The organism is Secundilactobacillus collinoides DSM 20515 = JCM 1123, from assembly GCF_001435975.1.
Taxonomy (GTDB): Bacteria; Bacillota; Bacilli; order Lactobacillales; family Lactobacillaceae; genus Secundilactobacillus; species Secundilactobacillus collinoides.
The window spans coordinates 56,503-79,536 of record NZ_AYYR01000117.1 but is presented as its reverse complement, the minus strand read 5'-3'; the positions used below and the strand labels follow the sequence as shown (position 1 = coordinate 79,536).

General features: G+C 42.5%; 23 protein-coding genes. 16 read left to right on the top strand and 7 right to left on the bottom strand.

The window, feature by feature from the left end:
- Positions 1-512 precede the first annotated feature (512 nt).
- The 13 genes from FC82_RS15000 to FC82_RS14940 all read left to right on the top strand — a co-directional run bounded on the left by FC82_RS15000 (position 513) and on the right by FC82_RS14940 (position 13,584).
- Positions 513-1,886 (top strand): MmgE/PrpD family protein, encoded by a 1,374-nt coding sequence (locus FC82_RS15000; RefSeq protein ID WP_056997414.1) that lies wholly within the window; start codon positions 513-515, stop codon positions 1,884-1,886.
- Entirely contained in the window at positions 1,841-2,401 is a 561-nt protein-coding gene (locus tag FC82_RS14995) for a GNAT family N-acetyltransferase (RefSeq protein WP_056997413.1), read from the top strand. Before FC82_RS15000 ends, FC82_RS14995 begins: the two co-directional genes overlap by 46 nt.
- A gap of 5 nt (positions 2,402-2,406) precedes the next feature.
- Positions 2,407-3,150, top strand: a complete 744-nt coding sequence (locus FC82_RS14990) for an amino acid ABC transporter permease (protein WP_056997412.1) — start codon at positions 2,407-2,409, stop codon at positions 3,148-3,150.
- A complete protein-coding gene (locus FC82_RS14985; RefSeq protein WP_054760264.1) occupies positions 3,083-3,844 on the top strand; it encodes an amino acid ABC transporter ATP-binding protein in 762 nt (253 codons plus the stop codon). The genes FC82_RS14990 and FC82_RS14985 overlap by 68 nt, the downstream gene beginning before the upstream one ends.
- 3 nt (positions 3,845-3,847) lie before the next feature.
- On the top strand, positions 3,848-4,984 hold the full coding sequence (locus FC82_RS14980) for an amidohydrolase (RefSeq protein ID WP_056997411.1): 1,137 nt from the start codon (positions 3,848-3,850) through the stop codon (positions 4,982-4,984).
- A gap of 26 nt (positions 4,985-5,010) precedes the next feature.
- Entirely contained in the window at positions 5,011-6,114 is a 1,104-nt protein-coding gene (locus FC82_RS14975; RefSeq protein ID WP_082620399.1) for an iron-containing alcohol dehydrogenase family protein, read from the top strand.
- Positions 6,074-7,249, top strand: a complete 1,176-nt coding sequence (locus FC82_RS14970; protein WP_056997410.1) for an aminotransferase class I/II-fold pyridoxal phosphate-dependent enzyme — start codon at positions 6,074-6,076, stop codon at positions 7,247-7,249. The genes FC82_RS14975 and FC82_RS14970 overlap by 41 nt, the downstream gene beginning before the upstream one ends.
- An 8-nt stretch (positions 7,250-7,257) precedes the next feature.
- Positions 7,258-8,610 (top strand): adenylosuccinate lyase, encoded by a 1,353-nt coding sequence (gene purB, locus FC82_RS14965; protein WP_054760260.1) that lies wholly within the window; start codon positions 7,258-7,260, stop codon positions 8,608-8,610.
- Between the two features lie 13 nt (positions 8,611-8,623).
- Entirely contained in the window at positions 8,624-9,418 is a 795-nt protein-coding gene (locus tag FC82_RS14960; protein WP_056997409.1) for a transporter substrate-binding domain-containing protein, read from the top strand.
- A gap of 91 nt (positions 9,419-9,509) precedes the next feature.
- Positions 9,510-10,304: a transporter substrate-binding domain-containing protein gene (locus tag FC82_RS14955; protein ID WP_056997408.1), complete on the top strand. Its 795-nt coding sequence runs from the start codon at positions 9,510-9,512 to the stop codon at positions 10,302-10,304.
- 38 nt (positions 10,305-10,342) lie between these two features.
- Positions 10,343-11,263, top strand: coding sequence for a glutathione S-transferase C-terminal domain-containing protein (locus FC82_RS14950; RefSeq protein ID WP_056997407.1), 921 nt, complete (start codon positions 10,343-10,345; stop codon positions 11,261-11,263).
- Positions 11,264-11,421: 158 nt separating this feature from the next.
- A complete protein-coding gene (locus FC82_RS14945; protein WP_056997406.1) occupies positions 11,422-12,420 on the top strand; it encodes a D-2-hydroxyacid dehydrogenase in 999 nt (332 codons plus the stop codon).
- A gap of 18 nt (positions 12,421-12,438) precedes the next feature.
- Entirely contained in the window at positions 12,439-13,584 is a 1,146-nt protein-coding gene (locus FC82_RS14940; RefSeq protein ID WP_056997405.1) for an amidohydrolase, read from the top strand.
- 268 nt (positions 13,585-13,852) lie between these two features.
- Here FC82_RS14940 and FC82_RS14935 read toward each other — a convergent pair whose 3' ends face one another.
- The 5 genes from FC82_RS14935 to FC82_RS14915 form a co-directional block, all read right to left on the bottom strand.
- Positions 13,853-14,764 (bottom strand): DUF1684 domain-containing protein, encoded by a 912-nt coding sequence (locus FC82_RS14935; RefSeq protein ID WP_054760252.1) that lies wholly within the window; start codon positions 14,762-14,764, stop codon positions 13,853-13,855.
- An 11-nt stretch (positions 14,765-14,775) separates the two neighbouring features.
- Positions 14,776-15,570 (bottom strand): transporter substrate-binding domain-containing protein, encoded by a 795-nt coding sequence (locus FC82_RS14930; protein WP_054760251.1) that lies wholly within the window; start codon positions 15,568-15,570, stop codon positions 14,776-14,778.
- Between the two features lie 138 nt (positions 15,571-15,708).
- Positions 15,709-16,281, bottom strand: a complete 573-nt coding sequence (locus FC82_RS14925; RefSeq protein ID WP_056997404.1) for a GNAT family N-acetyltransferase — start codon at positions 16,279-16,281, stop codon at positions 15,709-15,711.
- 53 nt (positions 16,282-16,334) lie between these two features.
- Positions 16,335-17,246, bottom strand: a complete 912-nt coding sequence (locus tag FC82_RS14920) for a DUF1684 domain-containing protein (protein WP_056997403.1) — start codon at positions 17,244-17,246, stop codon at positions 16,335-16,337.
- 144 nt (positions 17,247-17,390) lie between these two features.
- Positions 17,391-18,476, bottom strand: a complete 1,086-nt coding sequence (locus FC82_RS14915) for a glutathione S-transferase C-terminal domain-containing protein (protein WP_056997402.1) — start codon at positions 18,474-18,476, stop codon at positions 17,391-17,393.
- A 711-nt stretch (positions 18,477-19,187) separates the two neighbouring features.
- Between FC82_RS14915 and FC82_RS14910 the strand changes: the two genes are divergently transcribed.
- Positions 19,188-19,724 (top strand): phenolic acid decarboxylase, encoded by a 537-nt coding sequence (locus tag FC82_RS14910; RefSeq protein WP_054760243.1) that lies wholly within the window; start codon positions 19,188-19,190, stop codon positions 19,722-19,724.
- 79 nt (positions 19,725-19,803) lie between these two features.
- Entirely contained in the window at positions 19,804-20,346 is a 543-nt protein-coding gene (locus tag FC82_RS14905; RefSeq protein WP_056997401.1) for a PadR family transcriptional regulator, read from the top strand.
- 171 nt (positions 20,347-20,517) lie between these two features.
- Here FC82_RS14905 and FC82_RS14900 read toward each other — a convergent pair whose 3' ends face one another.
- The gene (locus FC82_RS14900; protein WP_054760239.1) at positions 20,518-20,994 is read right to left on the bottom strand and encodes an S-ribosylhomocysteine lyase; all 477 of its coding nucleotides are present in this window, start codon (positions 20,992-20,994) and stop codon (positions 20,518-20,520) included.
- Positions 20,995-21,152: 158 nt separating this feature from the next.
- On the bottom strand, positions 21,153-21,938 hold the full coding sequence (locus FC82_RS14895; RefSeq protein ID WP_054760237.1) for a carbon-nitrogen family hydrolase: 786 nt from the start codon (positions 21,936-21,938) through the stop codon (positions 21,153-21,155).
- Positions 21,939-22,070: 132 nt separating this feature from the next.
- On the opposite strand from FC82_RS14895, the gene FC82_RS14890 reads away from it, so the two are divergent.
- Positions 22,071-22,724: a histidine phosphatase family protein gene (locus FC82_RS14890; protein ID WP_082620398.1), complete on the top strand. Its 654-nt coding sequence runs from the start codon at positions 22,071-22,073 to the stop codon at positions 22,722-22,724.
- Positions 22,725-23,034 lie beyond the last annotated feature (310 nt).

The window sequence follows — 23,034 nt, the reverse complement described above, 5'->3', positions numbered from 1 at the left end:
AGCTAGTCTAATTGGTCTAGTTATCAAGTGTTGCACTTCAATTTTAAATCGGGGAATTTAAGACAAGTAACCCAATTTAAAAATTAAAAAAATATCGTTTTCGATGAAGCCCTACTGTTTCAACATTTTCAATTAATAAGCGTCTCTCACAATTAAAACATGATTAAAAAGATGTTGACATTTACTCATCGAATCGTTATTGTAAAAGTCAATTAATCGCAAATAAAAAACGTTGAAGAGAAGAGTAGACCACGTATTAGGTACAAAGTGATCACCGTTAGTGAAAAGGTGAAACCGAACAATGGTTGAAGATGAGCTCTGAGTTGTGGTCGCCGGTGAAAGCTGAAAACCCGTGAGGATACGATATAATCCCAAACATGTTTTTGTGTTGTTGAGGTGTAAGAACAAACTTACACGAATCTGGGTGGTACCACGATGCTTTCGTCCCAGTTATAGACTTATATCTATAACTGGGACGAAAGCATTTTTTGCGTTAATTAAGGAGGGTTCACATGGTTAAAACAAACACTGAAGAAATTGTACATCTACTAAGCGCGCGAGTGCCAAGGGCTCAAGAAATAAAGCTTGAGCAACAAGCAAGAAAATCTTTTTTAGATTATCTCGCCTCTGCAACCCTCGCTGATAAAGAACTTGCGGTTGAAAAATTAAAACAAGCGCTTCATTACCCGGACCAATACCTGATTATTGGTCAAAAGGGAAATTTACCGGTAGAACAGGCGGCCTTATTAAACGGGTTCACAGCCCATTACTTAGATTTTGATGACGTTCAAGCAAATTTTCGCGGTCATCCCAGCGTCGTCATTTTTTCCGCTTTACTAGCAGTCAGTCACCCGACAGATAAAATTCAGTCACTTCTCGCGGCATTCATTCAAGGCGTTGAACTTGCAGGGCACATCGGTCAAGCCATTCATCCAGCACATGCGTTAAATGGCTGGCATTCAACTGGCACCATTGGAACGATTGCCGCCGCAGCTGCTATTGGCGTTTACAAAAAGCTTCCTGAAGATAAATTCATCACTTTTTTGTCTTTTGCGGCTAGCCAAGCTTCTGGGATGATGTTCCAAGAAGGCAGTGATGTGAAACCTTCACAGGCTGGATTAGCTGTCCGAAACGCCGTTGCTGCTTATCAGCTGACCGAAAGCGGGTTAACTGCAAATACAGACCCATTCAATAACCATAACGGTTGGCTTAAAACGATTGCTGGAATTGAAATAACGGCATCCAACTGGGGTAAGTCTTGGCTGTCACCTGCTCAAATTGAGACCCCGGGGATTTGGTTCAAACAAAATTCTTTTTGCTCTGCTGCAATCTCCGGCTATGATGCAACACGCCAAGCATACGAAGCTGGTATCAGAATTTCCAATGTGACAAAACTTATCTTTCACTACCCGGAAAATGGTGACAAAGCATTAACTAAAACGCATCCGCTCACTGGTCAGGAAGGCAAGTTCTCAATCGAATATATCGCCTGGCGGGTTTTAGAAAATGGCGATATCTCAACACAGGATCTAGACAATCGCCGAATCGATTCTAAATTTGAAACTGTTTTACCTAAATTTTCTCGGCAACACGATTTACCAAATGAGGATAAAAGTGCTCGGCCAGTTAAATTAGAGGTCATTCAAGGCGAGAATACTTCTTACTTTACAGTCATCAATCCAAAGGGGTCGCCACTTAATCCGCTTGAGGAAACTGACTTAGAGAAAAAGCTTGTCATTGGGCTGGGTGATCTTGCTTCCAATATCATCCAACTTCTTAGCAAGCCCAAAACTCAATTGAAGGAAATTGATTCACTTTTAAATTATAGGAGGTATTTAGATTGCACTTCAAAAAACTCACAGATCTCTCTAGCGCAGCTGAGCTAACACAACTTTTGCATAATGCTTACGCCGCAGACGTTAATTTAGGCATTCATTTCGGTGCTTCGACCATTACGGAAGCTCAAGTGCGTGACCACATCTTAAATACGCCAACCTTTGTCCTTCAAACTGACGATGGCAAAATTGCAGCCACCGCATCCGTGCGGTTACCGTGGTCCGATAATCCAGGACCGTTTACCTTACCGCATATCGGCTGGGTAGCTACAAACCCGCTGTATCAACATCAAGGCTTTGCAAAACAAATTATTACTCAAGTAATCACCCACTTTGTCAAAGATGAATTGCATGCACCAGCCGTTAGTCTAGGGACCGCAGTTGAACATCCTTGGCTGCAAGATTTTTACCATTCGATTGGTTTTCAAACAATTGATATCGTTCGAAAGTTTCAGGATCATCAAACTGCATATCTCATTTCAATTTTTGATGAACATCGCACACATCAGATTGAAGATGTTTATCTTAAAAAGATTCTGCCGCAAACGATTTTAAACGAGAGGTGAACAAAATGAATTTTGACTGGCATTACTTTTTTAGCCTTTTTACACAATTACCTGCTTATGTTCCAATTACAATACTGATGGCTGTACTTTCTATGATATTAGCCATTTTTATCGGGGGTTTTCTAACCTCACTTCAATTGTCACCGGTAGCGCCCTTCAGAGGATTTGCTCACCTCTACATTTCACTATTTCGTGGCATGCCGACCTTGGTACAGTTGTTTATTATTTTCTACGGCTTGCCGCAAATTTTTCCAGCATTGCGCGGCCTATCAGCTTTCGCCGCTGTCGTGTTTGGCCTAGGATTCAAACAAGCATCCTATCTAGCCGAAATATTTAGAGCTGCCGTCAACTCAGTTGATAAAGGTCAGATTGAAGCTGGTCAATCGTTGAACATTAGTCGTTCAAAACTATTTCTAAATGTTGTCCTGCCTCAAGCGACAATTAACGCACTCCCAGCTACTGGGAACACCTTTGTCAGTCTTGTGAAAGAAACCTCGCTGGCCTTTACACTTGGCCTTACCGAACTGTTCGGTGACGGGAAGATGATTGCCGGAGAATCCTTCAAATACTTTGAAACTTACCTTGCTGTTGGAATCATCTATTGGATCTTGATTGTTGTTTACACTTGGTTGCAACACTTACTTGAAAACGCACTGCAAAAACCATATAGGAGGACCGCTAATGTCATTAATCGAAGTAAAGAACCTGTCAGTGAAAATCGGCCAGAAGCAAGTCTTGAAACACATTAACTTATCCGCAGAAGAAGGCTCAGTAACCGCATTTGTTGGTCCGAGCGGTTCAGGCAAGACAACACTATTACGAACCCTTAACCTGCTGCAATTACCAAGCGAAGGCAGCGTAAAAGTTGGTGAAATCACAGCAAACGCTGGTGATCTCCATAAAAAAACAATTCGTGACCTGCGTCAAAATTCTGCAATGGTCTTTCAACAATTCAACCTTTTTAAAAATATGACAGTTAAAGATAACGTGGCAAAACCTCTGATTTTTAACGGTCTTGCTAACAAGAAAGAAGCCGAGGAAACAGCCCTAAACGTTTTAGAGCAAGTCGGGCTCAGTGGTGTTGCGGAACAATATCCTGTGACACTGTCAGGCGGGCAACAACAACGGGTCTCAATTGCGCGCGCAGTTGCTGTTCATCCACGGGTCATCCTGCTAGATGAACCCACTTCGGCACTCGATCCTGAACTAGTGGAAAGTGTCTTGAGAACAATTGCAAACTTAGCAAGTAAACATGTCACAATGATTCTTGTCACTCATGAAATGGAATTTGCACGCCAAATCGCTGATCGTGCGGTGTTTATTGAAGATGGCGCAATCTTAGACCAAGGCCCAGCAGATGACCTGCTTTCGGGCACTCGTCCAGGTCGAATCAGTTCATTTGTTAACTCATTGTCACATCCGACTATTAGAAAGGAAGCTTAACTCATGGCAAAAACTGCCACCAGCATTAATCAAAGTGTCATTGAAACACGTCACTATCTTCACCAGCATCCAGAGGTATCAGATCACGAATTCGAGACAACGAAGTACATTGCAGATCGACTCGAAACACTCGGTTATCGAATCATCACACCAGAAGGTCTAAACACCGGTGTCATCGCTGAAATCGGATCTGGTCATCCAGTGGTCGCCCTTCGATCAGATATTGATGCACTCCCAATTAAAGAAACTACTGGATTACCGTTTGCTTCTGAAAACGATGGCGTTATGCATGCTTGTGGCCACGATTTCCACATGGCTTCCCTGCTCGGCGCTGCAGAATTACTTGCTGAAGAAAAGGACACACTAAAAGGCACCATTCGTCTCGTTTTCCAGCCTGCCGAAGAAACTCACGTTGGCGCACAGGAAGTTGTTGATGCTGGTGGTGCTGACGGAATTGATGCTATTTTTGGGTTTCATAACAAACCAGACTTGAAAGCCGGTGAAATTGGGTTGCTGCCCGGTGGGTTAATGGCCGCTGTTGATCAATTTACCGTTGCCTTCACCGGCGTTGGTACCCACGCTGCAATGCCGCAATTTGGTAAGGATCCAATTATTGCGCTCACTAGTACGGTCAACGCACTCCAAACTATCGTTAGCCGCAACGAAGATCCGCAAAAAACTGCCGTTGTTTCTGTGACCCATATCGATGGCGGTAACACCTGGAACGTATTGCCAGAAAAAGCCTGGTTTGAAGGAACTGTTAGAACTTTCGACCATGACGCACGTGCAGTCGCAAAAAAGCAATTCATCGAAATCGTAAATGGTCAAGCCGCTTCATTTGGCGTTAAGGCTGATATCGAGTGGGTTGAAGGCCCTGACGTGGTCAACAATGACGCAAAGTTGACAAAAATTGTTGAGGATGAAACACAAAAGCATTTAACGCTAGTGCGTCCACAGCCTTCAAACGCTGGGGAAGACTTTGCTTTCTTTAGTCAACGTATTCCTAGTGTATTCGCTTTTGTAGGTAGCAATGGCAATTCAGACTGGCATCATTCCGATTTAAAGCTGGATGATAACGGCCTAGCCCCTGCAGTTAATTGGTACTACTACGTCGCAAAACGTCTTTTATCAGAACTATAATCACAAACATTCAGGAGGTTTTAGCAATGACTTGGCAACCAGTTCGTTTAAGCCCCGTGGAGTACGTTAATGAACCCGGGATTCTAAAACAGTTAGATGAAATTATTGTTGAAAAACATTACAAAAATCCAGTAATTTTAACGGATTCAGTCGTTATTGAGGCCGTTTCCGCTTATGTACCGAACCATTTTTTTGAAAAACACAGGACACTTATTTTTAACGGCAGTTGTACGTACCCTGAAGCCGAACGAATCGAGTCTGAGATTACTGACTCAGACGTTTTGGTAGCACTCGGCGGCGGGCAATTGCTCGATACCGCTAAAAATGTCGCTGATGTAAAGGCTATCGACCTTATCAATATTCCCACAGTACCCTCAAATTGTGCATCAATTACCACAAAGAGCATGGTCTATTCTGAAACAAAACATGAACTCATCGGCCGCGAACGCCATCCGCAAGCAGTCACGCTAGTCTTAGTAGATCCATCGCTGCTTCGGCACTCACCAACAAATTATTTGCTATCAGGCATTGGCGACACGCTCGCAAAATGGTATGAAATTCGCCGACGTCTCAACGTGCCTGAAGCGGCCGGTGCCATTCTTGATATTGCTCGTCGCACCATTGAAATTTCAAAAGAACGCACCTTGGTTATTAGAGACCTTGACACAATTGATGATGACACCTTTAAAAATTTGCTAGACACAATTTTTCTGGTTGCTGCTTCTGTTGACGGTTTTGCTTCCAGCCGTGGCCGCAGTGTTGCCGCTCACAGTTTTCATAATGGTTATCTGAAAGTTAACCATCACCCAACCAAAACACACGGCGAAATTGTTGCCCTAGGCGTTTTGGTACAACTTGCAATCGAACACGAAACTGATGATCTAAAAGAACTCACACAATTTTACACAGGCATTGGATTACCGACAAAGCCAAGTGATCTGGGCTTAACTGCTAACACAGATGAAATTCATACTATCGCACGCGACATGGTCGCTAAAGATAACGTCCGAATTCAAACTGTGTATGATCACTTAACTGAAAATGAAGTCGCCGATGCGATCAATTCACTACAGGGAGGATTACAACCCGATGGAATTCAAAGCGTCACATCGTCTGCAGAGCGTGGGTGAAAAATATTTAGCGATTCAGCAAGCCAACATCAATCAATTAAAAAAGTCTGGAATTGAGGTGTTGAATTTAGGTCGTGGAAACCCGGACCTGCCCACCTTCGCTCCCGTAGTAGAGAAAGCAAAAACTGCTCTAGACAATAAGGTTAACCACGGTTATCCGCCTTATGGCGGTAAACCAGCTTTAAAGGAAACGATTAAGCAGTTTTATCAACGCGAATATCAAGTTGCACTTGAAGAGGATGAAATCACTGTTTTTAGCGGATCTGCAGCAGCTTTAACAGCCTTGCCAATGGCTCTTGCTGACCCCAGCGGCGTTGTTTTAACCCCAACTCCTGCATTCTTCGGTTACCACATCGGAATCACAATGAGCGGCGCCGAAGAATGGCAAATGCCGTTGCTAGAGCGTAACGATTATTTACCAGAACTTGAGAAGATTCCGCAAGCAGTTCGAGAGCGGGCGCAAATGATGTTTCTTAACTACCCGCACAATCCAACCGGCGCCGGCGCAACACACGCCTTTTTTGATAAAGCGGTTCAATTTGGTTTGGATAATCATATTGCTATTGTGCACGACTTTGCATACGCGGATATTTCTTTTGAGCACCAAGCTCCTAGCTTTTTGCAGAGCAAACGTGCTAAGGAAACTGGCATTGAGATCTACACCCTTTCCAAAACATTCAATATGGCCGGCTGGCGCAGCGCATTTGCAGTAGGTAATGCATCAATTATTAAACTGCTCAAGGCCTACATTCAAAATTCGGTTGGCGGCACCTTTGGCGTTGTTCAAGATGCCAGTCAGTACGCCCTCGAAACTCAAATTGAGGAACGAAAACAACTCCGAGATACTTATCTAGACAGACGCAATACTGTTATTCAACTTTTGAAAACAAATCAACTCAGTGTTAGTCAATCCTCTGGTACCTTTTTTGTTTGGCTGAAATTGCCAGAAAAGATAACGGATGACCGACGCTTCGCAAAATCACTTTTAAATAACGCACACGTGGCGGTAGTGCCGGGCAGCGCATTTGGCGATGCTGGGCAAGGCTACCTGAGAATTAGTTTAGTTGCCGATACGGCGACACTAGCTTCAGGCATTAATCAATTGATCACATATTTAAAACAATATAGAGAGTAGGAATTTCATTGACCGACGTATTAGATTCAACATTACTTCAAGGCAACTTCAGCACTCCAGCAGTTCGCGCAATCTGGGATGATGAAAATAAGATTAAGAGTCAGATTAAAGTGGAGGCCGCTCTATCCAAAATTGAGGGCCAATTAGGCGTTATTCCTCAGAGTGCAGCCGACAAAATTGTGTCAATTGCCAAGTTTGAAAATTTTGACATCAACGACTTAGCTAAAGAAACGCGTGAAAAACGGCATTCATTGATTGCGCTCGTTCACCGGCTTCAAGCTTTGGCTGGCGAAGATGCTGGCGAGTACGTTCACTTTGGTGTCACAACTCAGGACATCGTTGATACCGGCACAGTTCTGCAAGTTAAACAAGCGTATGCAATTTTATTAAAAGACAGCAAGACCTTGATTGATATCCTAAAAGTGCAAACAAATCGTTATCGCGACACCATTGAAATCGGACGAACACATGGTATTCAAGCGATTCCAACGACTTTTGGGTTTAAACTAGCCGTTTGGTTAGATGAACTCGTTCGAGACCACCGTCGACTAGCTGAATTGAACGATCGCCACACTTTTGTTGGCAACATTAATGGCGCCATCGGCACCTATGCCGCATTTGGCCCAAAGGGACCGGAAATTGAGAAGAAAGTGCTCAACGATTTAGACTTAGATGTCCCAACTATTTCTTGGCAATCATCACGTGACCGTCTTGCTGAGTTTGCGACGGTTATCGGAATCTATTCAGGAACCCTTGGCAAAATTGGTCATGAGTTGTTCAACCTGATGAAGACCGAAGTCGATGAGATCCACGAGCCCTTCAAAAAGGGTGAAATCGGTTCCTCAACGATGCCTCAAAAACGAAATCCAGCCCTGATTGAAAGTCTAGCAGCGCTCACTCAACCCATTATTAAAGATGCTGACCTGATGTTAGAAACCATGATTATTGATTCTGAACGTGATTCTATGCATTGGCGAAATGAATGGGTAGCCTTACCGGAACTCACCAACTACTTAGATACACAGTTAACTTTGGCCGCCACGATTATAAAAGACTTTCAGGTCAATGCCGACCAGATGCTACGCAATGTTAATCTGCAAAACGGTTTGCCTTTTGCAGAACACATCATGTTTAATCTAGGGACGGTTATTGGCAAACAATCTGCCCATGAACTTGTCTATAACACTGCCATGGAAGCTATTGAACAGCACGAAAATTTCTTGGATGTGCTATATGAACAACCCGATGTTAAACAGAACTTCACGCGTGACCAGTTAACTGACTGGACTGACCCTTCAAAAGATTTGGGCAGTATTTCAGAAAAGATCGACGATGTTTTAGCTGAAGCAAATAACTTATAAAGGATTGTTCAAATTGAAGAAGAATAGATTAATCGGATCAGTAGTCGTTTTACTTAGCCTAGTATTTGTATTAGCTGGCTGCTCATCGAGTTCCAGCAGCAAATCTTCAAGTACCAGCACTCAAAAGACCGTTACTTTTGCCACAACGGGGGTCAGCTTTCCAACCTCCTATAAATCAAATGGAAAACTAAAGGGATACGATGTCGATATTGCAAAAGCAGCGGCCAAACAGCTTGGGTATACTGCCAAATTTAAGACCACTAGCTTTGACGGTCTCTTTGGACAACTATCAAGCGGTAAAGTAGACGCGGTCGCTAATATGGTTTCCATCACACCGCAGCGTGAAAAACAATACTACTTCAGTAAACCATACGGCTACTTTACCTATGCGATTGCTGTTAGTAAAAAATCAAAGCTGACAAACATTAACCAACTTAGCGGAAAAACACTTGCAGTCGTTACAGGTTCGAACCAGATTGAGGCAATCAAAGCCTTAAATCCTAAGATTAAATTACGGACCTTTGATGATCGTGATTCCGCTATTAACGCCGTTACAACAGGACAAGTTGATGGGTATTGCCATTCCAGTGCAATTTTAGCTTCAACTATTAAACAAAAACATCTGTCACTTAAGATTCTTAAAGGACGCTTTGAGTCTCAAAAGGTCGGTTTTGCCTTTGAGAAAAACGCTGCTGGTAAAAAGTTAGCGAAGAAATTCAGTAAAGCAATCAACAAGCTGCAAAAACAGGGTAAAATTGTCAAAATTTCAAAGCAGTACTTCTCCGGCATGGATGCGTCTCACAAATAACCATTCAGGCAATGTATCACTACCTTCAACAATAGCCTTAGGTCTTGCCGACTCACACAACAAAAAAATTACTATTATTTAGGGGTTCAATATGAAGAAAAACAAATTAATTGGATCATTAGTGCTCGTGTTTAGCTTAGGGTTAATCCTCGCAGGCTGTTCATCAACTTCTAGTTCCAAAAAAGCGTCAACCAACAGTCAAAAAACGGTAACTGTCGCAACAACTGGTGTCAGCTACCCAAGCTCCTACAAATCCAAGGGAAAGTTGACCGGGTTTGATGTCGACGTTGCCAAAGCGGCGGCCAAGAAACTTGGTTATAAAGTTAAATTCACTACTACTAGTTTTGATGGTTTATTCGGGCAAGTAACAAGCGGTAAAGCTGATTTAATTGCCAGCACAACTGCCATTACACCTGAACGTGAGAAACAATTCTACTTTTCTAAGCCATATGCGTACTTTAAGTATCAGGTAACCGTTCGAAAGAATTCAAAGCTCACTAACATCAATCAGCTCAGTGGCAAAACAATTGCAGAAACGGCGGGTTCAAATCAAATTACTGCGCTCAAGAAATTTAACCCTAAAATCAAGGTTAAAACCTATGATGATCGGGATACTGTCCTGAACTCAGTAATTGATGGTAAAACTGATGGTTACTCCAATTCTGGAACCATTATTGCAGCCATCATCAAGCAAAAAAACTTACCGCTTAAGTTGCTGAAAGGGTCATACGCCAACGAAAATATTGCCTTTACTTTTGCCAAAGACTCACATGGTAAAGCACTGCAAAAGAAATTCAATAAAGCTGTCGTTGAACTCAGAAAAGATGGTACGCTCAGCAAATTATCAAAGAAATACTTCTCCGGCATGGATGCTTCTCACAGTTAATTGTAAAAAACACAATCATTTAAAAGGAAGTTACGTTAATGAGTGAATCAACCCAAGCTGCTGCCTGCGCGTGGCAACCAGCAGCTAACAAGAAAAACAACTACAATAAACGTTTTTCAACCGGTGAACTGCCGGTTGAACCAAATCGCTATACCCTAGTTTGGGGACCCTTCTGTCCATGGGCTACCCCCGTTTCAATGTTGATCGATCTGCTAGGCCTGAATACTGTGATTGGCAAGAGCCCAGTATTTCCATTACGGCATTCAGGTGTCGACAATGACTGGTTTTTTGGCAAAAAGGACTCAGATGAGGACCCAATTTTAAAAACGAATCGACTTTCCAATCTTTGTCGGAATGCTGACCCGACCTTTAATGATCGAGCTGCTGTGCCCACGCTTGTCGATATAAAGTCTGGTAAGGCCGTTAACAACGACTCTGGCATTCTCTTGACAGAACTGGCCACTACTTGGAAAGCTTATGAAACAGCTGACGCTCCTGATGTTTTTCCAGAAGACAAACAGGCAGAAATACTCGGGTATGATCAAAAAATTATTGATAATCTGTCTAATGTCATTAATACTATTGGCGATGTAACGAGTCAATCTGAATACGACAAATTGTCAACGCAATTTTTTGACCAGTTATCGGAATTTGACACGCTCTTAGCACATCGAGATTTCTTACTTGGTGATTCGGTCACGATTTCTGATTTACTCCTGTTCGCACGACTCATCCGTTTTGATCTAGTTTTCTATTTTCAAAACAAATTGAACCAACAACGGCTTGAAGATTTTCCAAACCTTTGGCGGTACGCAAAGCAATGTTACGCATTACCAGCTTTCAAAAACAACACTGATTTCACTGCTATCAAACAGCATTTTATCCAAGGCAGTATTGATGTTCACGATTTTGCACACGTATTGCCAGCCGGTCCTGATACCCGCAAATGGACAGAATGACCGCTAACCCATCTGGTTAACAATACAAAACAGCTATAAAACGTCCGGTTTAGTACCCTAAATTTGGACGTTTTTATTTCGTGAAATCGCACACTTGGATGAAAAAAGGATTAAAATATTATTAGATTATATTTTACAATTTGATTGGAGAAATAATGATGACAAAAATTCTGGCCTACCATGTCCGTGACGATGAACAACCCTTTATTGATGAATGGGTGAAGGAACACCATATCCAAGTCGACAGTGTGACGGAAGAACTGCATGATGATACAGTTGCTCTCGCAAAGGGTTATGACGGTGTTGATTTTAAACAGCGCAGCGTGATTACAGACAAACCAGACTTATATAAAAAGTTGCATGACTACGGTATCACCCAGCTATCTGCTCGTTCCGCTGGTATTGATACGCTTAACCTAGATTGGGCCAAAAAATATGGTCTTCGTGTGTCTAACGTGCCCTCCTACTCACCACGAGCAGTTGCTGAATTGGTATTGACCCAAGCCATGCAATTAATTCGCCACATCCCTGAATTTCGAGCTCGTTTTCAAGATAATAACTACGTCGTTGACGGTTTACGGTCACGAGAACTCTCTGAACTGACAATTGGCATTATTGGTGTTGGTCGAATTGGCAGCGCAGTAGCACGCATTTTCCATGCTTTAGGAGCCACTGTTCTAGGAAACGATATTACTGACCCTCGGGATGATTTAAAGGGTATTCTGAGATACACAACAAAGGATGAAATCTATCGAACCGCAGATATTGTGACGGTTCATGTTTATTACAGCGAAGAGAATCATCACTTAGTGGGAAAAGAAGAATTTGCAAAACTCAAACCAAGTGCCTTCTTCATTAATGATTCCCGCGGACCCGTCATTGATACGGTTGCTTTCCGTGACGCACTTTTAAATCATCAATTTGCTGGTGGCGGCCTTGATGTTGTTGAAGACGAAACCCAAGTCTTTAATCAAAAATTTGATAAAGAAACGCCGGTGCCGCTTTATAACGAATTAAAACAAATACCTAATCTGTTGTTGACCCCGCACATTGGTTTTTTCACTGATCATGCCGTTAGAAACATGGTTGTTGAGTCTCTTGACGACACCCTCGCCTTTCTAGAGAATCGACCAACCGAGCATGAAATTCACTTCTAATTGTTGGAGGCTTGATGCATGACAGTATTATCAAATGATGCATTAGAAAAACGACTCATTTCCTATCGTCACTATTTCCATGAACATCCAGAATTGGCTGATCATGAATTTAACACGACAAAAACAATCTCCAAAATCCTCACCGACTGGGGAATTACCATTTTGCCTACTCGATTAGCAACTGGAGTGTTTGCAGAAATTGGAAATTCTACAGGCCCAACGGTTGCCCTTAGAGCAGACATTGATGCGCTCCCGATTCAAGAAAAATCCGGTGTCGCCTTTAGTTCCAAAATTGATGGCATTATGCACGCGTGTGGCCATGACACACATATTGCCTCTCTACTAGGAGCTGCTTACCTATTAAAGCAACATGAACCGGCGTTGAAAGGTCGCGTGAAACTCATATTCCAGTTGTCTGAGGAAGACAAAGAAGGCGCCCTGCAAGTGATCAACGATGGGCAAATCGATGGTGTTGACGCTATTTTGGGCTTTCACAACACCCCCAACCACGGCGTTGACCAAATTGGCATCCGGGCAGGCATCACAAATGGCGCAATTGATAAGTTTAAGGTGACGCTTCAAGGTGTTGGCACACACGCGTCCACACCTGACAAGGGACAGGATACGATAGTTGCTTTAGGTGCCGAAATTAATGCGCTCCAAAGCATTGCAAGTCGAAATCTAGATGCGTTTCAAGCGGGTGTGTTAAGTATCACCCACGTTTCCGCGGGTAATACTTGGAACATTTTACCTGACACTGCCTTTTTTGAAGGCACCGTTCGCACCGCAAGCAAGCAGATGCGCAAATTGATCAAAGCCCGCTTTTTCGACGTTGTCAACTACACCGCAAAAGCCCATCAGGTCACTGCCAACATTGATTGGTATGATGGTGATCCCTCAGTCAATAACGATGCCAAGTTAGCTGCAATTGTCCGTGATGAATCCAGTAAATTTGCGACAGTTTACGAACAGGAACAACGGTTGGGTAGTGACGACTTCGCTTGTTATCAAGAGAAAATTCCTGGTGTGTATGCAAACATCGGAAACGGCGAAAAAATCAGTGCACATAATCCTTATTTCAAAGCGGATGATGCAATGATCAAGGTAGGAATGACCTACTTTGAACGTAATGCGATTCGGATATTGGATGAACTCCAACAATAACAATCAGACCCCAAAATGAAGCTGGAGCAGAGATCAATATTACGCATTAACGTGCTAAACTTGTAGCTTTAATGCTTCCGATTTATCTAACCTAAACGTGCAACAAACCATGAATTCCATAACATAAAGAGACCCCAACCAAAACCTTGATGGTTTTTAGCTGGAGTCTTTTTATATTATGGAAGCAAAGTTGTCTCTTGTCCTATTCTCGTTCCTATTTCATTTGAATCTCATCTATCATTATAGTTTAGATAATGACCAATCAATTCTAATAAACATTTGGTGTTTTCTCACCCACAGTGACTCTAAATGGAAGCGTGTTTTGCTCAGGTGGAAATGGGCAGGTACAAAAGTAGCTCAACGCACACGGATAATTAGCGGCAGTATTAAAATCAATATGATCAAATTGTTCTGGTTCAGAAATATCAATTTTAAGTCGTCGCCCACCGCCATATGTGTCTTTACCATTGGTTTTATCTTTAAACAAAATCAAACCAACGTTTTCGCGATGTTGACGATTGTTTAAATAACGTGTTTCACCTGTCTTTGGATCTTTAGCGGTCAGGCCTGAATCATCGTTATGGCCTTGAAAGACAACGAAATCATATTCATGACCATCATGTTCAAAAATCAAATCACCAATTTGTGTTTCGTTATGTGATAATTCAGACAACACGGCCGCCGTTTTGACATCTTTCCACTTATCAAGTGGCACGTACTTTGCTGGGAGAACCCAGTTTTCATCTGGGGAAAAATACGGTAATCCTGCAAACTCAGCCCGAAATTTTGAATTCGGATCTCGTTGGCGTACTGCGAATTTCTTTGTTGATCCCAGACGTTTAATGAGTTGTGCCCGCACACCGTCAAAATAGAAATCTTCTACGTTAACATCCTCCTTGTTGTCCACCTCAATAACTTTTGGTTCAGCAAGAACTTTCCCGCGATTCGTCACCTTTTTATTGGCTTCGGGATAATACGTGACCGTGTTACCATCCTGCGCCCAGGAACCAGGAAAACCGTTGAGCTGAATTGTTTTACCATCTTCGAGCCAATCGATGCTGCGCAATGATAGCCAGCCATAAGGCGCTTTTAAAGCATCTTCGCGCTTTGTATGCCACTTCTGCCATTGCTCACCATATTCTTGTTTGCTTTGAGTTTCTAATCCCTCGCTATTAGTCATAATGTCATCCCTTATTTTTCAGCCTTAGTTACATCGTAGCCAAAGTACTTTTCTGATAGCTTGCTGACAGTACCATTGTTCTTCAACTTTGTAATTTCCTTACTGAATGCCTTGTTCAACTTCTTACCATGAGCATTCTTCAAAAATGGCAAAGCAATTTTAACGGTTGCAGCTGTCCCACTAACAACTCGCCAGTTATAACCTTTGGCTTTAATGATGGCATTCAAGTTATTCCGTGTATCAACTGTCCCATCAACATGGCCAGCCAACAAAGCTTCATAGAATTCATCACGAGCGTCAAACGTCTTCAGTTTAATTTTTGGATCATATTTCTTTAAATTGTCAGTGTTGTTGGATGCAGCCCCAGTGGATACCGTTTTTCCATCCAAATCATGAATTGTTTTATATGAAGAATCTTTGTTAACAGCAATCGCTGTTTCTTCAATGTTGTATGGTGTACTGAATGTGTATTTTTGTTCCCGTTCAGGCGTGATGGCAACATCGTTAGCAACAGTATCAACCTTACTTTGATCAAGATCCTCAAGCAGTCCATCATACTCGCCCGTAACCCACTTGGTTTTGTACCCTAAATCTTTTGCAGCCTTGTTGATCAAGTCAACGTCAAACCCAACTAACTTATTACCCTTTTTATAAGAAGTCGGAAAACTAGTTCCAGTTGTCCCAATAGTGATTGTTTTTTTGCTAGAACTACTGCTGGCAGTTGATTTATTTAATTGTGTAAATCCTAGAAAAATAAGTCCAATAACGACAACGACCCCGACAATGCTAATCCAAATTTTCTTCATAAGTTTCTTCCATCCTTTTCAACGCAAATTCTAAATCCTGAATTTGCCCTTATTATATTTATTGAGACGGTGATTAGCCGCTCATTTTTACTTACCTATGTGTTACATACCCAATAGATAGGAAAAACATTGCTCTATCTAGTCGCGTAACGATTGGACACTTAATGTCTGTCTTGAAAGTGCCTTTTTTAAATAGGCATCATCAATTAAGCTTGTCCGATGTTCATCAAAAATTGAAATGAGATAGGCAGCTCTTGGTCCATTTGGTTTTTGAGTAATGTCGATCACCTTAAACCCTAATGATTGATAAAACGACAATAACCAAGGGTGATCAGCGGCAGTACCAATTGTGACAGCGGGTGTGTGTAGTGCCGACTGAACATAATTGGTGACTACCCAGTTGATTATCTCTTTAGAAAATCCCTGTTGCTGATAATCAGGATTTGTTGCAACCCACCCTAAGTGCGGTAACCCAAACGGACCTGGATTATCTGACCAAGGCAACCGTACCGATGTTGTCGCAATTATCGTGCCATCATCGTCTTCAAGAACAAAAGTCGGTGTACTTTCGATGTGCTTGCGAACATCTTCTACCGTTACAGAAGAGGCAGCAAAGTGAATCCCGAGTTTGACGTCTGCCGCGTAAGCCCGGTGAAGCAATGGCGTTAACTGCTCAGCAACATCCGTATTCTCAATTTTTTTAAATTGCAATCCAATTCCCCCTGACCGTTAATCACAACAGCTTAAACGATAAATCCAATGGTTTAATAAACGTCCGGTGTTTTTTCGCCTGAAGTTACTGCAAACGGAAGAATGTTTTCCTCTGGAGCAAATGGACACGTGCAGAAATAACTGTACGCACATGGCAAATTAAAAGCCTTGTTCAAGTCAACAGAATCAACTTCATTCGGGTTGGAAATATCAATTGACAGCACTCTGCCACCACCATAAGTTTGCTTGCCCGTGCTTTGATCCTTGAACAAAATAAATCCGATTCCCTCTGTATTCTGACGGTTGTTTAAGTAACGTGTTTCACCGGTTTCTGGGTCTTTTTTCAGCCAACCAGAATCGTCATTGTGCCCCTGGAAAACAACGAATCGATAATCCTTATCACGGTATTTAAAATAGAGATTCCCAATTTGCGTTTCGTTATGTGACAACCCGGCGGTCACCGCTTTGGTAGTAATATTTGACCAGTGATCTAAAGGTTCATACCGCGCCGGTAAAACCCAATTTTCGTCGGGTTCAAAATGGGGGAACCCGGTAAAGTTCTTTCTAAACTTCGATTCAGGATCTCTTTGACGAACGGCAAATTTTTTTGTTGAACCAATTCGCTTGATCAATTGTGCCCTGACACCTTCATAATAAAAATCCTCAACATTAACGTCTTCAACATTATCTACAACAATGACCTTTGGTTCCGAAATAATTTGATCGCGGTTAATTACCGTTTTCCCTTCTTCTGGGTAGTAAGTAACGGCATTGCCACTTTGTCCCCAGAGGCCTGGAAAACCATCAATCTTAATTTTTTTACCATCTTCGAGCCAGTCAATACTTCTAAGTGATAGCCAACCATATGGTGTCTTAATTGCATCTTCCCGCTTTTCGTGCCATTTTTCCCAGTGCTGTTCATATTCTTGTTTGTTTAATTTTGTTAAGCTCTGTACATTTGTCATTCAACCAACCTCCCAAAAATTCGGTCATGAATTTGTTTAAAACAAAGCCTGCAACAAGCATTTCAAATCCATGATTTACCGTAATTAGATTTATCTAAACTCATTTTTAATAACCCATCTGCTACAACGCAAAGGTTCCAAACCTTATTGTGCAAAACGATTCCGATCATTAGGTGCCGTCCAAACACTCAAGTCTGGACCATTAGGAATGATTCTTGGTAAGTCAAATTGCGGTGTATGGTCCACCTGATAGAAACGCTTCTTAATGGCATCAAAATCCGTATTGTTTTTAAATGCCGGTAGCGAGTATAAGTCCTTCGTGTAGTTCCACAAATTAGGATAGTCAACTAGCCGTTTTTTATTCACGTAATACTTTTGATAAAAGACAACGTCAAATCGTGCTAACGTCACATAAAGTCTGATATCTGTATCCGTAATTGTTGAGCCAAATAAGTAGCGTTGCTTTGAAAGACGTTCCTCTAACCAATCAAGTCGATTAAAAACACGGTTATAATATTTTTCATAATCAACCTGTGAGCGCGCCAAGCCAGCTTCGTTCACAGCGGTATTGACATCGGTGTAAATAATCTTATTCAGCGCGTCAATATCTTCTCTTAACTCTTCAGGATATAGATCTGGTGCAGTTTCACTCTGGTACTGCTTCCAAGCGATGCTGAATTCATCAATCAGTGTGTTGTAGTTATTGTTGACAACTTTCCCTGTTTTAACATCGACTAATGCTGGTACGGTTGTTCTTAATGTGTAGTTAGGATCTGCTTTGAGGTAACTTTCCGATAATGACTTGGTATGAAGCACAGGGTCCTCATCATTGTCATCCAGAGTAAAGAACCAATCACCAACCACCCCAGCTGGTCGCAGAGGGTCAACTACGCCTTTAGAAATGACGTCATCTAAACCTAATAAATCAATTGCAATGGCTAGCCGGTTAGCCCATGGGCAATGTCTCGACCAAATCAAACGGTAACGATTGGCTTCGACGGGAAGCGTGCCATCAGTAAACAGTTGATTGAATTGTGGTTCTTGATAGGGTTGAAATTTCTTTCGATCATTAAAATTAGATTTCGTTTCGCCGCTAACATAATCCTTACTTTTTTGTCCGGCACGCGGATTAGCTACTTTGCTGCGTGAAAAATCGATTGGGCATGCTGATAATTTTTCATTAACATCAATCTTACTAAGTTCTTCTTGTAATGCTGCTTCTTTTGTCATATAAAATCCTCCCAAAACATGTGATGTTATTTATTGTCATTCTTTTTAATTTTCATTGAATTTTAATGTCTTTATTGGCACTAGAAGCAATAACTGATCAGATCATCGCTCTGCCAATTAAAAACATCACTGACACAAAAAAGCCCCGCAGTCATTAATAAACTGCAGCGGCTTTTAGGTGATCGTCCACGGAAAAGTCCACTCGTCATTAATGACCAGTAAGGGACGAGTTTTAACCGTGGTACCACCCTCTTTCACATCTTAAGATGTCTCAACGATACTTTAAAAATCAATATCTGGGAAAATAACGGTTCCTACCGAGTGCTCGGCTTACACCAAGTACTTCTATTTCAAAGCTCATCTTCGCTAAATTGACTGACGTCTGATTTCACCAAAACAGACTCTCTTTTATTCAATCGACAATAGCTACTCTTCTTATCAAAAGATGTTTTTATTAAAATTTAATTAGTAAATTTATAAACTCATACTAGTACTTCTCATTTTTTTGTCAACATCTTTTTAAATGTGATCTGTTATTTGACGTAAATAAAAAGCTGATATTAAGCAATTCATGAACGTTTTTCTTTTTTGAAAATAATTGAAAATTTGATTATTTTAACCCTATTCCTTGACTACCAGTCGATAACGACGTATAGTAACCAGTGTCGATAACGACATATAAAATAATCAAAGAAAAAGGAAGTCTTAAATATGACAAAAACATTCAAAACACTTGACGATTTTCTCGGCACTCACTTCATCTACACGTACGATAACGGCTGGGAATACGAATGGTATGCAAAAAATGACCATACCGTTGATTACCGGATCCACGGCGGCATGGTTGCTGGCCGGTGGGTCAAGGATCAGGAAGCCAACATTGTTATGCTGACCGAAGGCATCTACAAGGTAGCCTGGACTGAACCAACTGGCACTGACGTTGCGCTGGATTTCGTGCCAAACGAAAAGAAGCTGAACGGGACTATTTTCTTCCCCAAGTGGGTCGAAGAACACCCAGAAATTACGGTCACTTTTCAAAATGAACACATTGATCTGATGGAAGAATCACGTGAGAAGTATGACACTTATCCAAAGCTGGTTGTGCCTGAATTTGCGCACATCACCTACATGGGCGATGCTGGTCAAAACAATGAGGACGTTATCTCTGAGGCGCCTTACGATGGTATTACCAACGACATTCGCGAGGGTCGTTACTTCGATGCTGATTACAAGCGCGTTAGCAAATAATCTTTCACACCACTTGAACGCTTCAAAGTTACCGTAAAAAATGGCATAATAAGCGTAACGAGAAATTGGAGCGATTACGATGCCAAAAAAACGAACTTTACCCTACGTACTACTGGGATTGATCAACGACAAAGAACAGCTTTCCGGCTATCAAATGGTTCAGGAATTCAAACATGAGATCAGTGATTTCTGGACGGCGTCACATAGCCAGATTTATCCGGAATTACAACGCATGGTCGATGACGATTGGATTCAAATTGTGACCCCCGCGTCCCAACCTGAAGCAAACCGAAATCAGACCTACTACGCCCTCACTGAAGCGGGGCACACGGTCCTGCTCGACTGGTTACGCGAACCGTTAACCGCCAAGGACAGCGACCTATTTCCGCTTAAATTGTTTTTTATCAAAACAAAGGACAGCGAGCTTCTGCGACCACTTTTAACGCAGCAACTGGCCATCAGTCAGGACCGCGTCGTCTACCTCAAAGGCCGCAAGACAACCGTTTTTCAAACACCATCAGACATTGATTCGCACTATGGTCACTACCTTACCCTCTCACGGGGAATTGAACGTGAAACGAACTATGTCTTATGGCTGCAAAAATTGCTTGAAGCACTATAACAAAATCCCGGTCTGCACACCAGAGTGCGACCGGGATTTTTCTTATTCCGGAACCATCACTTGCGACCACTAACTGCACCGTGAACCTCGCCCAACAAAAATAGCCCGCTACCGCCACAAAGGCGATAACGGGTTATTTTGTTTCACAAGAGTTGTTCGTATGCGATTAAATTAGTCCACCACGTTGCGCACGAATGGATCGTCACTGATGCCCTGACTAACGATCAATTTTGACCATTCCTTTGCTGAGAACAGTGAGTGGTCCTTATAGTTCCCGCATGATTCGATAGTGGTCCCAGGAACGTCTTCCCACTTGATATCGTTGGCAATTTGTTCCAACGAACTCTTCAGCGCCTTGGCCACTTCCGTTGTTGACGGGGTGCCCCAGGTGATCAAATGAAAGCCGGTCCGGCAACCAAATGGTGAGCAGTCGATTACACCATCCAACCGGTCACGCAGCAAGCCAGCTAGTAAATGTTCGATGGTGTGCAAGCCCGCCGTAGGAATCGCATTTTGGTTCGGTTGAACTAACCGTAAATCAAAGTTAGAAATTTCATCGCCGCTGGGGCCCTTTTCAACCGTAATTAACCGCACATAGGGTGCCTTTACCTTTGTATGATCCAATTCGAAACTTTCTACTTTTGCCATGTAGCAGAGTCCTCCTCATCAAATTTCGCAGCCTCATCGACCGCTTTTAATACCGTCAATTATAACACGATAGTCCTCAAGGCGAGACGTGCTCGCTTTAAGCTTGTTTTTAGGTGCACTCACTACACTGAATAGGCTCGCCCTTTCCCGTATTCGCATTATTCGTACAGATCCGGCCGCCGATCTTCAAATACCGGCATGCTGCCGCGAACCTTATCCGTCTGTGAACTATCAAACGTGATGGTCTGCAGCTGTTCACGGTCGTTCAGACGCAACAATTCCTTGCCAAGCGGGTCATAAACGACCGAACTGCCGCCAAAGCGATTGTCCGGGTCACTGCCCACGCGGTTTACGCCGACCACGAACGACTGGTTTTCGATTGCGCGTGCAGCCAGTAATTTGCGCCATTGTTCCAAACGCGGTGTTGGCCACTCTGCTGGGACAAAAATGATTCGGCTATCTGTCAAACTTTGCGTCCGCAACCATTCAGGGAACCGAATATCGTAACAGATCACACTGGTCGCTGCAACACCGTTAATTTCAAAGCGGTCTTTGCGATTGCCGGCAGTCAGGTAATCATCCTCCGCCATTAATCCAAATAGGTGCACCTTATCGTAGTTGGCAATCTCGGTACCATCCTTATCGAAAATATACGTGGAATTATAAAATTTACCATCACGTTTAGTCGACACTGAACCACCGTGAACCATTATGTTATACTTACGTGCTAAGGCAGCTAATACGTGTTTCGTTTGATCACCGTTCGCGTCGGCAATGTCGGCCAGACGAATCAGATCATAGCCAGTATTCCACATTTCTGGAAAGATGACCATATCGGCTTTTTGGTCAGCCGCCTGTTTAACAAATTGTTCTATTTTCGCGAAATTCTTTGCTGGTTGCCCAAATGCAATATCAATCTGAGCTAATGAGACTGTTAGCTTCAAACAAACACCTTCTAATTTTTTAAGATTAGTATAGGACTTTCCCCCATTTTTTTACAGACAAAGGTTTGATTTTGGTACCGATTTCAAGCAAAATAAAGATAACCTTAATTTATTGAGAAAAGAGGCACTTAAATGGACAACATGGATAACACATTTACCGTTTACTTAGTTCGTCATGGCAGTACCCTGCTGAATAGTTACAACCGAATGCAGGGTTGGATCGACTCAGACTTGACCGAAGAAGGGATCGAACAGGCGCAACAAGCTGCTGATAAGCTCAGCGACATTTCGTTTGACCGGGCCTTTTCTTCTGACTTAGGCCGTGCCGTCAATACTCGTAATTTAATTACTAACCAGCTACAATCAAACCTCAAAGAAGCAGCTGATCTCCCAGAATTTTGGGAAGTAAACTTTGGCTTTTTTGAAGGACTCAATTCCGACGACATCTGGGCCGGTATTGCGGCGCCTTATGGAAAACATTCACAAAAAGACCTCATGGACATCGGTGGTCAAGAAGAAGTTCGCAACGCTATGAACAAAGCTGATCCATCCCACGTGGCCGAGACCTACGACCAAGTCATCGCCCGATTAAAAGCGGCGTTTCAGCAATTACGTGACCATTGCGAACCCGGTGAAAACATCCTCGTCATCTCCCACGGTACCTTAATTCGGACCATGGCCGACTATCTGGGCGTTGATACAACGGACAACTACCCAATCAACGGGGGTGTTAGCCAGTTGAGTATCGATGATGATCAAGCTGTGTTTGAATCTTATAACCAATAACGCGTGTCACCTATCCAAATTTCGATACCATGACAATTTCAAAGTATTGGCCAGCTCGATACAATGCCAAATTGCGAGCTGTTACACCTATGTGGCACAAATATAGAAAATTGGCCTCGTGTCGCTTGATCCTAATTGTAAATTAGCGAAAAACGCGCCTTTATTTTTGGTGCCTCATGAGATAAGCGGTGTGGGATCCAAAAACGCACTGAAAAATATGACACACTTTGTAATGATTCTTCATACAACTGTAACGGCATCGTTACGGCCCATTAATGCCCCTCGTTTATGCTAAGCACTAACATTACGA